This is a genomic window from Capnocytophaga canis, assembly GCF_043187445.1.
GTDB classification, from domain to species: Bacteria; Bacteroidota; Bacteroidia; order Flavobacteriales; family Flavobacteriaceae; genus Capnocytophaga; species Capnocytophaga canis.
Window position 1 is genome coordinate 1 of record NZ_CP171121.1, and the last position, 13,439, is coordinate 13,439.

The window sequence follows — 13,439 nt, forward strand, 5'->3', positions numbered from 1 at the left end:
AACTAAATTATTGAATTTAAACGCTTTGTAACTGAAAAACGTATCTCAGTATCGTGCTCAATATGAGTAATTTACTATCGGAAATGAAAAATAAAAACATTAAAACTTAAAAATAAATAATAGATGAATAAATATTTGTTAATCCTTTTAGTGGGGTTTGTACTTTTCCAAAGTTGTAAAAATAATTCGAATCCAAAGGAATTGATTGATGAAATCAAATCACGTGAGGTGTTTGAAAATAACAAAACAATCTCATTTTCAGACACTACAGAGGTTTCTTTTGAAAGAATAACTGTAAAAGATAAAGAAGTATTAGCGGAATTAAAAAGTTTTTATTCTCAAAATGGCTATAGTACACGTTGGCTTTACGAAAAAAAACCGACTAATTTGTTTTATGGCTATATGAAAGTATTGGAAAAATCAGAAAATTACGGATTGAATCCAGAAACGTACCGTTATAAATCTTTGCAGCATTTGGTAGACAGTCTCTATTCTAAAACAGTTGATTTTATGCAACTTGAACAAGCTGATAAAGAAATAACGGCTTCTTTTTTATTGTTAACGAAGCATTTAGGTAGCGGACGTGTATCTAAATTATCACATGGTCAACACGTTTGGAAGAAAATCAAACACAATCGAAACGATCTTGAAATTCTATTAAAATTAGAAGATACGGATGATTTGGTAACCGTGATTGATGCTTTACATCCCAACCATCTCCTGTACAAGCGAATGAGTGAAAAATACGCTGAATTGAGAGCTGATACTCAGCCGGATTCAATCATTAAAGTTGCTTTTGAGAATCCAAAGTTATTTGTTGAAGGGTATAAGCATTCGGCAGTGGAGGCTATGCGGCATAATTTAAAACAGAAAGGTTATGAAGTCACTCCGTTGGTTTCGACAAATGTGGTTGATACCGTTTTGTTAAATGCCCTCAAAAAGTTTCAGGAAACCAAAGGCATTACCCCTGACGGTGTTCCAGGGAAGACAACTCTCTATCACTTAAATATGACCAAGGCTCAAAAAGTGGAACTTCTAAAACTTAATATGGAGCGTATGCGTTGGTTAAACAATGATTTGGGTGATGATTATCTCATTGTGAATATTCCTGATTTTAAGTTATTTGTATATCATAAAGATTCAATGATTCATCAAATGAATGTGGTAGTAGGCAGGGAATATACCGCAACTCCTGTCTTTGTTGATTCGATTCGTTACGTAGAATTTCGACCTACTTGGACGGTGCCACAGAGCATTATTCACAATGAAATGATTCCACAAATGGTGTCGGAGAATGATGCCGAAAAATACCAAAAACGAGGCTATACCATTTATGAAAATGGTGAAAAGATTGATCCGAATAGTGTAGATTGGACAAATCCTGAAATCAGAAAGCGTAAATTTCGTTTTGTAGAAGCTCCATCGGCTCGGAACTCATTGGGGCTGGTGAAATTTATTTTAACCAACGATATGAGTATTTATCTACACGACACTCCTTCAACACGATTGTTTTCACGTGAAGAAAGAGCTTTTAGCCATGGTTGTGTGCGTGTGGAACAACCTGCCGAATTGGCGTATTTACTGCTTAAGAATCAAGATGAATGGACACGTGAGAAGGTAGACCAAGCAATGCAATCGGGGCCCAATCAAAATCGTATTACTCTAAAAAACAGATATTTAATCAGTTTGTTGTATATTACCGCTTGGGTTGATGAAAATAATCAGCTTATTATCAAAAATGATATTTATGGTTTTGACCAACAGCAACTTAAAGAGTTGAAAGTATATGAATAGACTTAAAATTTCGTAGTATGGCAATCCGATTTACAGTTATTCGAGAAAATATAAAAATTGCTTTAGAGTCAATCAAAAGCCAGTTGTTGCGTACAATTCTTACGGTGCTAATCATTGCTATCGGTATAACGGCATTAGTCGGGATTTTGAGTGTTATCACAGCACTCCGCAACACTTTGGAAGGTAACTTTTCAAAAATGGGATCCAATACATTTTCTATTACACGCTATCAGTATACCCAACGAGTTCAAGGCAGCGGAGCTAATGAGAAGATAAATCCGCCCATTAGTTACCAAAATGCAATAGCGTTCAGAGAACAATTACAAAATCCGTTTGCACAAATCAGTATTTCATTGTTTTCATCTGCTTCGGTTGAAGTTAAATACGAAAATCAAAAAACCGATCCTTCATCAAAAGTGATTGGAGTGGATGAGTTCTATATTAAAAATTCGGGCTTAGAACTTGACAGTGGTCGGGATTTCAGTAAGTTAGATATTGAGAATAATGCAGAAGTTTGTATTATTGGAGCTGATTTTACAAAAAAATTATTAAAAGATGTCAATCCTATTGGTAAGGTTATTTCTATTAAAGGACATAAATTTACAATTATTGGCGTATTGGAGTCAAAAGGTTCTACATTTGGAAATAATGAAGATATGCAAGTGTTGATTCCATTAGGGATTGCTCGTTCGGTTTTTACGCTCCAAAATCCGAATTTTGCAATAAAAGTAAAGGTAAATGATAAAGGTAAGCTAGATGTCGTTATGGATGATGCACTTATTGTTATGCGTAACATTCGAAGCCTTAGACCATTGGATGAAGATAATTTTGGTATGGAACGCAGTGATGATTTATTGCATCGTATTGAAAGTATCACACAAGGCATTGGAATTGCAGGGTTTGTGATTGGATTGATTACTATTTTAGGATCGTCGATTGCTTTGTTGAATATTATGCTCGTTTCTGTAACTGAACGTACCAAAGAAATTGGTATTCGCAAGGCTTTAGGAGCTCATCGTAAGGCAATTACAATGCAATTTTTCACTGAAACAGTTATCATTGCACAATTGGGAGCCATGGCAGGAATTGTTTTAGGCATAACATTAGGTTACTTCATTTCACTCGTAGCAGATTTTGATTTTATAATTCCATGGGGAGTCATTTTTGTGGCCATTTTGATAGCCTTTGTAGTAGCCATTATTTCAGGGTTATACCCTGCGATGAAGGCTTCCAAGTTAGATCCTGTTGAAGCTCTTCGTTATGAATAATTCTTTTTTGATTTTTGATGGTGATTGCCTTTTTTGTAATCGGATAGCTTATCATTTAGCAAAATCCGACAAGCGGGATAGTTTTAAATTTGTGTCAAGCACCTCTGAAACGGGACAGTATTTTATCGTGAAATATCAATTGCAAAAGTTTGTAGATAAAACAGTTATAGTTCGAGTAGGGGAGGTGTTTTATATGAAATCAAAAGCCATTTATATGTTTTTGAAGGAAAGCAATATGTATCCATTGCTTCGATTTCTTATTTGGATAACTCCTACATTTATAGCTGATTTTGTGTATGACATTATTGGAAAACATCGTAGGAAACTCATTAAAAAAGAATGCCCCATACTGCCTCCTGAAATTCGTAAAAAGTTTTTGAATTAATTTGGTTCAAGGCTCTACGAGTTGCGTGTTTTCGGTATTTTTCTCATTCTTAGAAAGAAACATTTTTCATCTTCTCGATATCTATTTAATAACGGGAGTAAAATAAAAGAAATTCCTCCGAAAAAGAGAGTCATAAAGAACTGTGCTGTCCATACAATCCAACCAAAAGCGGTACCTGACACTAAAGGTATGCCAAAAAGTAGTAAAATTTCTGCTATAAAAAAGGGATATGAACCAAAGCCACCATTAGTAAAAGCTATGGCAAAACTGCCTACTACAAAGGATGTTAGTACCGTTCCTATGCTAACGTAGGAGGTCTCAGGTAGAGCAAGAAACGGAAGATAGAACATCAAAACGTACATTGTCCAAATGAAAATTGTATGCAATAAAAAAGCTCCTCGTCGCCGTAGTTTAAGTATGGAAAAAATACCTTCTTTAAGTCCTGCTACAAAATTGCGTACCTTTAAAGCAATGAAATGTGTTGATTTATAGACCCATATAGAAAATAATACTCCAAGAACTAATACAATTCCTAAAAGAAAAATCAATTTTTGGAAAGGAATTATCGACAGTAAAAACTCGCTAATTAAATTAAATTGAAGTAGAAAAGCAGTCAACGTGAACGATAGTAATAGGATTAGATCAACTACTCGTTCCGAAATTATGGTTCCTATACTTTTGTCAAAAGGCACACCATCATAACGATTTACTACCAAAGCTCTTGATATTTCCCCAGATCTTGGGATAGTAACGTTTACTAAATATCCGATAAAAACTGCCATTATCCGATTATAGCTACGAGTTTTGTATCCCATAGGGTTGAGTAATAATTCCCATCGTAAGGCACGTGAGACATTGCTCAAAAAACCGAGTAAAACTGATAATATAATATAAAAATAATCCGCTTTTAAGAATTTTTCTTTGATTTCATTCAGCTGCTCATCAGTGAATTGGCTGTAGGCATACCAGCACAGAAAAACACCTAAAAATAGCGGAAGGATAGTTTTTATTAACTTCATTATCAGTATTTTATGTTTTATTTATTCTATTTTATTTGTCTTTTCATTGGGGAAAATAATCCAAGGTTTAAAGGTCTTAGCTTCCTCAAAATCTAAAATTCCGTAGGAAATGATGATAATGATATCGCCTCGCTGTACCTTCCGAGCTGCAGGCCCGTTAAGAATTACCTCTCCCGAACCTCGTTTTCCTTTAATAATATAGGTCTCTAAACGTTCACCATTGTTTACGTTTACGATTGCAACTTTCTCTCCTTCAATCATATTGGCCGCTTCCATCAAATCTTCATCGATTGTGATGCTTCCTACATAATTTAGGTCAGCTCCAGTAACTGTAACTCGGTGAATTTTAGATTTTAATACTTCTATTTGCATTTTGTAAATCATTAAAAATCGGGCAAAGATACTAAAAAAAGAAATAATTAAAGTTTTCCATAAAAATTTTATCACAAATTTGAATTCGTATGATTGTTATTCCTTTTAAAGAGTAGGGGACAGCGATTATTCTTGTTAGATAGAACCTCTTCGATGAAAAATACATTGGATAATACAACCTCAGCAAAAAAATATTGACCAAAATAAAAAATAAAAATCCGTTAATGGAAGTCGTTTTTTCAGGATTTATTTTATAAAGTTGACTGCGAATATATCTGTAAAATTTTACAGTTTAAATAATTGGTAATAAGTAATTTATATATCAATATATAAATAATAACTTTAATATATATAAAAATATATTTTTGAAGAAGTATTAATGTAATTCAAATATCTGTAAATCAATCATTTAAAAAGAAACATCAGAATAACTGCCAAAATGTCATATATTAATAAATTGTTACTAATATTAAAGTATTAATTTATAAATTAATATATAAGTGTTTTATAATCATTATTTTATATATAAAAAAAATTATTTCATTTTTTTATCTTATTTTATCAAGAAAAATAGTATATATTTCAAATGATTTTTATGAGGTAAAAAATAAACTTACGTTCGTAAAAACCATTTTTGGACGCTGAATTAGTATGGAAAATAACTTCTTACTATGTTATCTAGGAAAGAAAAAGCGAATAAAAAAAGGGAAGTAGATTTCTAATCTTGATATTTTCCTATTGTAGCAGTTCTGATGAGCAGACATCATCTGAGAATAGGAATTTTGTAAGATGAAACGTGAGGTGGTTATCACAGCATGACATATTTAGGAAAGTATAAAAAATTGATGTCAATGTCAAGTGTTTGACCTGATGTAATACCACCTACAATTTGTTTTTACATGTACAGACTTTAGTACCAATAACACGAGAGAAAAGAGGTAGCACAGTAAATTGTCACCATCCCAATGAATTTAAGTGCAAAAAAATAATTTGTTTACAAAAGTAAATTAATTTTCGAAAACCTCAAAGCTATTATCGTCATAAAAAAAGATAATCTTCTTCAATTGTTTTTTATTGTTTACTTTTGTAACAGGTGTATTTTCTACAACTTTGGAGATTGGTGAAATCTGTTGATAAGAAATTTCGCTTTCAGGTTCTTTTACTTTTGCTACGTTTTGAGGTGGGCTTTGTTTTCTTTTAGTAGTAGCAGATTGTTCGGGTTCATCACCAAAAAGATTTGTTTGCATAATAGACTTTTTTTCTTCAATTTTAGTTACAGAATTTTCTTTAGAAGGAAAATTACCTTTTCCTTGTGTTATCCAGTGAAAATTAACTTCAGGAAACTGCTCTATGAGCTTCATTATGAACTCTAAACTAGGTTTATTACGTTCAGACAATAAATGCGAAATACTTGATCGTTGTATGTCAAGTATATCAGCTAAAGAAGAAGCATTAAGGTCATAGTGTTCCATAATTTCTTGTAACCTTTTAACGAAATCAGGGGTGTTTATCATTGTAAAGTCTTTTTAAAATTAAAGATAGCACAAATGTAAACTATTTTTTTGAAACATACAAACATTAAAAGTAATGAACAAAGTTTATTGCAAGTACTCTAATTTACAATTGTAACGCAAAAACTGTGAATTATATTCATATACACAAATGTAAACACGAATTAGATTTATTTAGTAAGTACAATTTTGATAATTAATTTTCTCTCACAACTATCCTAAACTTTTTTCATAAAAATTGCCTGAGAATGCCTTATATTTGTAAAAATCTAACTCCCGTCCGAAAGTTTTTAATTTTGGGACGGGAGTATGTTTTTGTGTAAAATCTTTGCAAAATCCCAAAAAAAGGTGTACATTCGTCCGAAAAAATATAATGAAACAGATACATAAAAAAACTTTCGGAACATACGCAGGTAAAAACGTAACACTCATCACGTTAGAGAATAGTAAAGGTATGGAAGTCTCCATTATGAACTATGGAGGTATCATCACTTCTATAAAGTATCCTGTGAATGGAAAAAAAATAGAAACAGTCTTAGGATTTGATACTTTTGAAGAATACTTAAGTGAGGCTTATCGCAAGGAATATCCTTATTTCGGGGCTATTATTGGACGAAATGCAGGGCGTATTAAAGGAGGAAAAACAACGCTTAATGGTAAAGAACTTCAGTTGACGGTGAACCATGGAGCAGCTCAATTGCACGGTGGTTTTCAAGGATTCGATAGTAAAGTTTGGGAAATTGTTGAAGTTGGTGACAACCAGAATTTATTCGTAGTCTTAAAATACATTTCACCAGATGGAGAAGAAGGCTTTCCAGGCGAAGTCGTAGTAAACGTTACTTATTCACTCAACGATGATAATGAACTTCGTGTGGATTATCATGGAAAAACGGATAAACCAACTATTTTAAACCTGACACAACATACGTATTTTAACTTTAATAGTGATTCAAAAAATATATTGAACCATCTTTTACAGGTCAATGGCAATCGCTACTCGCCATTGAATCCCGACTACTCTCCAACTGGTGAATTGCTTCTTGTAGAAAATACACATTTAGATTATAGAAAACCGGTAACTGTACATCCAGATATAGACAATGCTTTTCCTCGTCAAGTATCTGAAAATGAAGTTGTAGGTTCGTTGATATGTGAAGAAAGTAACATCCGAATGGACGTAAGAACCAATCAGCCTGTACTGCATATTTATGGAGGATACTACGTGCCAGAGCTACATCCAGAAGGCAGAAAATCAACAGGACAAAACGCAGGAATATGCTTTGAATGTCAAGGATTTGCTGATGCTCTGAACTATCCGCAGTTTCCGTCAACGCAATTGAATCCTGAGGATGAATATTCCTATTTTGCAACATTCCACTTTTTTGAAAATAAATAGGTCAAAATGCTACCTATATTTTACATATTTTTAAAATGAATTTACAACAACGAGACGAACGCCATCTATGGCATCCTTACACTCAACATAAAACAGCCATGTATCCCATCGGTATTGTTAAAGGAAAAGATGCCTTACTTTGGGATGAAAACGGTAAACAATATATAGATGCTATCGCCAGTTGGTGGGTAAATGTATTCGGACATGCTAATCCTCATTTAGCCGAGGCAGCTTTCAAACAACTCTCGCAACTGGAACATGTGCTCTTTGGTGGATTTACTCACGAACCAGCTGTAAAACTCGCCGAAAAACTAATTGAATTATTGCCTGAAAATCAACAAAAAATATTCTTTTCTGATAATGGTTCAACGGCAGTAGAAGTAGCTATAAAGATGGCTATTCAATATTTTTTTAACAAAGGACAAAAAAAGCATGTTATTGTAGCCTTTGAAAACGCATTTCATGGTGACACCTTCGGAGCAATGGCAGCTTCAGGGATTTCTTTTTTTACCGAATCTTTTAAAAATCAGTTACTTGAAGTGGTTCGTATTCCAATTCCTGAAAAAGGAAAAGAACAGGATTCGGAGAGAAAATTAGCTGAAGTCATAAAGAAATACAATCCTGCGGCTTTCATTTTTGAACCTTTAGTGCAAGGAGCTGCGGGTATGCGAATGTATGCACCTGAAGCATTGGATAGATTAATTCAAATAGCTAAAAATGAAAAAGTTATCACAATAGCTGATGAAGTAATGACAGGATTTGGCAGAACAGGAAAAATATTTGCCTGTGATTATTTGAATGAAAAGCCAGATATCATTTGTTTGTCCAAAGCCTTAACAGGAGGTACGATTCCACTTGCAGTAACTTCAACTACTCAAGCTATTTTTGATGCTTTTTGTAGTGATGATGTTAATAAAGCATTTTTTCACGGGCATACCTATATGGCAAATCCTACAGGTTGTGCTATTGCTTTGGAAACCATTCGAATTTTGCAAACTAATGATTGTGGCCAAAACATACAGCGAATATCAGATTTGCATAAACAGTTTATAAATAAAATGAAAAGCAACTCAAAGACAAGCGGTTGGCGTAGTTTGGGAGTAATTTTAGCTTTTGAAGTGAATACTAATGCAGGAAATGAATACTATGGCAGTATACGCAATCAGCTATATGATTTTTTTATTTCTAAAGGAATTATCTTGCGTCCTGTTGGAAATACAGTATATGTATTTCCTTCCTATGTTATTACAAATCAGCAGTTAACGCAGGTCTACGATGCTATTGAAGAAGCCATTGAAAAATTTGGAATTGAATAAATAGGGAAATACATATTTAGCACTGTTTGAAACTATCAGTTTCGGTGGTTATTTTTCAATTTTCATTAATTTGTAATCACTCCCGTCCGAAAGTTTCTAATTTTCGGATAGATATTTTGCTATAATACTTTGATATTGTGCGTTTTATCTTCGGTAATATTGACCATTTCAGGCAGTCCAAATTGGTCGTTCTAAATGGGGAAATTTTGAGTTCGCCTAATGCTATATCCTTTATTTATCAATAAACCTTTGGTAAAGCCAAATATTCTTGTAAATTTGTGGCATATTATTTTTACGTAGAATATAAATTTCAATATATAACGACATGTATTTCAAGAAAATATTAATCGCTATTTCAATTATTGGTTTAATTATTTTAGGTTTCTTTTCCTACTCAATTTACAATCTTATTTTAGCTCCTAACACCAATTTTGAGGAGCGTGAAATTGAAATATTCATTCCAACAGGAGCTTATTTTAGCGATGTTACGCATGTGCTAAATCCATATTTATCTGATATAGAATCATTTATACAGGTAGCCAAGCAAAAAAAATATGTTGATAACATCAAGGCGGGTCGTTATATCATCAAAAAAGGAAGTAGTAATAATGACATAATCAATGTATTACGCAGTAAAAATAGACCTATAAAATTGACTTTCAACAACCAAGAGACGTTAGAAAATTTAGCAGGACGGGTTGCACAGCAAATTGAAGCGGATAGTATTTCGCTGTTGAATGCTTTCTTAGATCCCCAATTTTTGACTGAAAATGAATTTACATCGAAAGATGTGTTAGGAATGTACTTACCCAACACGTATGAATTTTTTTGGAATACTTCAGCTACGCAGTTTAGAGATCGTATGCTCAAGGAGTACCGTCGTTTTTGGAATTCAGACAGAATAGAAAAAGCTAAAAATCAAAATCTTACGCCAAAGCAAGTGAGTGTTTTAGCTTCGATTGTGCAAAAAGAAACAGCGCAAGTATCGGAACAGAGTAGGGTAGCGGGGGTTTATATCAACCGCTTAAGAAATAATATGCTCCTTCAAGCCGATCCTACGGTTATTTATGCCATCAAGGAACACACCGGTAAGCATGATACTATCATAAAAAGGGTGTTAAATCGTGATTTGACAATCGAATCTCCGTATAACACCTATAAGTACGCAGGACTGCCACCAGCTCCTATCGCCATGTCGGATATTTCAGCAATTGAAGCTGTATTAAGCCCTGAAAATCATGATTTTTTCTATTTCGTAGCAGATGTTGAAAAACCTGGGTTTCACAAGTTTGCGTCTACCTACTCGCAGCATCTGATTAACAGTCGAGCTTATCACGAGTGGATTAATGCACAAGGAATTAGAAGATAAACGGATGAAGCATACCTCAAATTCTTTGCTTATATCATAAAATTATATTACCTTTGAGGTCGCTATATTTTCAGAATTATGACACGAAAAAATAAAATACAAACAACAATTCATTTATCGAAAGAAGATATTTTAACAGACTATAGAACAGCAGTAATTAGCCGTGAATGTAGTCTTCTGGGTAGGAGAGAAGTCCTTACCGGAAAGGCCAAATTTGGTATTTTCGGAGACGGAAAAGAAGTACCTCAATTGGCAATGGCTAGAGCGTTCCAAGATGGTGATTTCAGAAGTGGTTACTACCGTGATCAAACTTTTATGATGGCCATTGGAGCATTTACTATTGAAAACTTCTTTGCAGGACTCTATGCTAATCCTGATATCGAAGCAGATCCAACCAGTGCAGGACGGCAAATGGGAGGGCATTTTGCCACTCACAGTTTGGACGAGAACGGCAATTGGAAAAATTTATTACAACAGAAAAATAGTAGTAGCGACATTTCTCCCACTGCTGGACAAATGCCACGTTTACTTGGATTAGCTCAGGCTTCAAAAATATTCAGGGAAGTACCCCAAACAGAAAAAGAAAAATTTTCAAACAACGGAAATGAAGTAGCTTGGGGAACTATCGGAAATGCCAGTACCAGTGAAGGTCATTTTTTTGAGACCCTCAACGCTGCAGGGGTGTTGCAAGTACCTATGGTAATTTCGGTTTGGGATGACAACTATGGAATTTCGGTACCTGCTAAATATCAAACTACTAAAGAGAATATTTCCGAAATATTGAAAGGATTCCAGCGTGATGAGAATAACAATGGTTATGAAATTTTCGTTGTGAACGGATGGGATTATCCTGCTTTGTTGGAAATTTTTGAAAAAGCTGGAAAAATTGCTCGTGAAGAACATGTCCCTGTACTGATTCACGTTCGGGAACTCACACAACCTCAAGGACATTCAACCTCTGGATCGCACGAACGTTACAAAAGTACTGAGCGACTGGAGTGGGAACGTGAATTTGACTGTAATCTGAAAATGCGTCAGTGGATTGTTGAGAGTGGCATTGCTACCGAAGAAGAAGTAGCATCCATTGATGCTGAGGCTAAGAAAATGGTTCGGGATGGGAAAAAACGAGCTTGGGAAGCTTATCAAAATCCTATTTTCAGGGAAAGAAACAGTTTAATTGAAATTATAGAATTATCTGTAAATGAATCATTTAAAAATTATAATGCTGTTCAAAGCATAAAAAACCATTTAGCCTCTATTTCTACCATTTCACGCCGAGATGTAGCAAGTGCCGCACGTAGAGTATTGCGATATGTTGCCACTGAAACGACAACTAACGCAGAAACCTTACGTAGTTGGATCAATGATTATTTTGCTGAAAATCAACCGAAATATAGCAGTCATTTGTATATTGAAAATGAAAAAAATCCAACATTGGTCACAGAGGTAAAACCTATCTACAAAGAAAATGCTGAACTGGTTGATGCTAGGGTAGTGCTACGCGAAAATTTTGACGGATTATTTGCTAAATATCCAAATTTACTCATTTTTGGGGAAGATACAGGAAACATCGGTGATGTAAATCAAGGATTGGAAGGTTTGCAAAAGAAATATGGAGAGCTGAGAGTTGCTGATACTGGTATTCGTGAAGCTACCATTATTGGACAGGGTATTGGTTTGGCTATGAGAGGGTTACGCCCAATTGCCGAGATTCAATACCTAGACTATATTTTATATGGATTACAAACGATGAGCGATGATTTAGCTACGGTACATTATCGAACCTTAGGTCGGCAGATGGCTCCGCTGATTGTCAGAACTCGTGGACACCGTTTGGAAGGAATTTGGCATGCAGGTTCGCATATGGGAGCTCTGTTGCATTTATTGCGTGGCGTACATATTCTGGTACCTCGAAATATGACCAAAGCGGCAGGTTTTTATAATACCTTATTAGAGTGTAACCAACCTGCAGTAGTCATCGAATGCCTGAATGGATATCGACTTAAAGAGCAGTTACCGAGTAACTTAACAGAATTTAAAACTCCTGTAGGAGTAGTAGAAACGGTACGTGAAGGAAAAGATATTACTATAGTTTCCTATGGTTCAACATTACGAATCGTCTGTCAGGTTGCTGAAGAGTTGTCTGAATTTGGAATTGACGCGGAAGTTATTGATATTCAGTCTTTATTGCCGTTTGATTTGAATCATGATATTGTAAAAAGCATAGCTAAAACGAATCGTTTGCTAATTATTGATGAAGACGTTCCAGGCGGAGCTTCGGCATACATCATGCAAAAAATATTAGAAGAGCAAAATGCGTATCAGTATTTGGATTCTGCACCTCAAACTCTTTGCTCAAAAGATCATCGACCTGCTTATGCTAGTGATGGAGATTATTTTTCAAAACCGAATGCAGAAGACATCTTCGAAAAAATTTATGAAATCATGAGAGAGTCAAATCCTGCAAAATTTCCAAAAATTCTTTAGTTCAGTAGGAAATTTAAAATAACGTTATTAAAATCTCCAAGGTTTATCATAAGGTAGAATTTAGGAGATTTTTCTTAATTTTAAAAATTCTATTTTACATAATGTAAATTATAATACAAAAATATGAAAAGAAAAAAATATTACAAAACAACGATAATCAGATAAAATTATATAAAATGAACTCGTCTTGACTTTTTATTTTGCTTAAATTACTATCTCAAAGTACCAAAAATATGAAAATCATTAAGTTAAATCTTCTTTTTATGGATTTTTAACGAAAGAATCATTACATTTACTTTTTAATGATTATTTTTTTCAAATAAGTCGAGATACCTTCAATGTTTAAAAAGAAATGTCACTTAAATTCCATTAGTAAGTGCAATTTTTTGGGATCGTTTTTCTCTTTTTTCTTTGGGCTGGCTCAAAGAGCAAAATTCTTCCAAAAACCTCAATCAATTTCAATGATTTTTATACGGAACTGCCGAGGAATCAGGTCTAAAATTTGTCCGATTACTGGTTTAT

10 protein-coding genes are annotated in these 13,439 nt (G+C 34.0%); 7 read left to right on the forward strand and 3 right to left on the reverse strand.

What is annotated here, in order from left to right; translation table 11 throughout:
• The first annotated feature begins 123 nt into the window (after positions 1-123).
• From ACF3OB_RS00005 to ACF3OB_RS00015, 3 genes are read left to right on the forward strand one after another with little or no spacing between them, the layout of a single operon-like run.
• The gene (locus tag ACF3OB_RS00005) at positions 124-1,794 is read left to right on the forward strand and encodes a murein L,D-transpeptidase (protein ID WP_392447789.1); all 1,671 of its coding nucleotides are present in this window, start codon (positions 124-126) and stop codon (positions 1,792-1,794) included.
• A gap of 17 nt (positions 1,795-1,811) precedes the next feature.
• Positions 1,812-3,062, forward strand: coding sequence for an ABC transporter permease (locus ACF3OB_RS00010; RefSeq protein ID WP_042345271.1), 1,251 nt, complete (start codon positions 1,812-1,814; stop codon positions 3,060-3,062).
• Positions 3,055-3,447 carry a thiol-disulfide oxidoreductase DCC family protein gene (locus ACF3OB_RS00015; RefSeq protein ID WP_095911636.1) on the forward strand — a complete coding sequence of 131 codons (393 nt, stop codon included), beginning with the start codon at positions 3,055-3,057 and terminating at the stop codon, positions 3,445-3,447. Before ACF3OB_RS00010 ends, ACF3OB_RS00015 begins: the two co-directional genes overlap by 8 nt.
• 14 nt (positions 3,448-3,461) lie before the next feature.
• On the opposite strand, the gene ACF3OB_RS00020 is transcribed toward ACF3OB_RS00015, so the two are convergent.
• From ACF3OB_RS00020 to ACF3OB_RS00030, 3 genes are all read right to left on the reverse strand, one after another.
• A complete protein-coding gene (locus ACF3OB_RS00020) occupies positions 3,462-4,469 on the reverse strand; it encodes a lysylphosphatidylglycerol synthase transmembrane domain-containing protein (protein WP_095893150.1) in 1,008 nt (335 codons plus the stop codon).
• Positions 4,470-4,487: 18 nt separating this feature from the next.
• Positions 4,488-4,838, reverse strand: a complete 351-nt coding sequence (gene panD / locus ACF3OB_RS00025; RefSeq protein WP_042006632.1) for an aspartate 1-decarboxylase — start codon at positions 4,836-4,838, stop codon at positions 4,488-4,490.
• Between the two features lie 1,007 nt (positions 4,839-5,845).
• Positions 5,846-6,352, reverse strand: coding sequence for a helix-turn-helix domain-containing protein (locus ACF3OB_RS00030; protein WP_392447792.1), 507 nt, complete (start codon positions 6,350-6,352; stop codon positions 5,846-5,848).
• A 367-nt stretch (positions 6,353-6,719) separates the two neighbouring features.
• Between ACF3OB_RS00030 and ACF3OB_RS00035 the strand changes: the two genes are divergently transcribed.
• The 4 genes from ACF3OB_RS00035 to ACF3OB_RS00050 all read left to right on the forward strand — a co-directional run bounded on the left by ACF3OB_RS00035 (position 6,720) and on the right by ACF3OB_RS00050 (position 12,917).
• A complete protein-coding gene (locus ACF3OB_RS00035; RefSeq protein WP_392448787.1) occupies positions 6,720-7,745 on the forward strand; it encodes an aldose epimerase family protein in 1,026 nt (341 codons plus the stop codon).
• 35 nt (positions 7,746-7,780) lie between these two features.
• Positions 7,781-9,061: an adenosylmethionine--8-amino-7-oxononanoate transaminase gene (bioA, locus tag ACF3OB_RS00040; protein ID WP_392447793.1), complete on the forward strand. Its 1,281-nt coding sequence runs from the start codon at positions 7,781-7,783 to the stop codon at positions 9,059-9,061.
• 325 nt (positions 9,062-9,386) lie between these two features.
• Entirely contained in the window at positions 9,387-10,430 is a 1,044-nt protein-coding gene (gene mltG, locus ACF3OB_RS00045; protein WP_392447795.1) for an endolytic transglycosylase MltG, read from the forward strand.
• 78 nt (positions 10,431-10,508) lie between these two features.
• Positions 10,509-12,917: a thiamine pyrophosphate-dependent enzyme gene (locus tag ACF3OB_RS00050; protein WP_392447797.1), complete on the forward strand. Its 2,409-nt coding sequence runs from the start codon at positions 10,509-10,511 to the stop codon at positions 12,915-12,917.
• Positions 12,918-13,439: the final 522 nt, after the last annotated feature.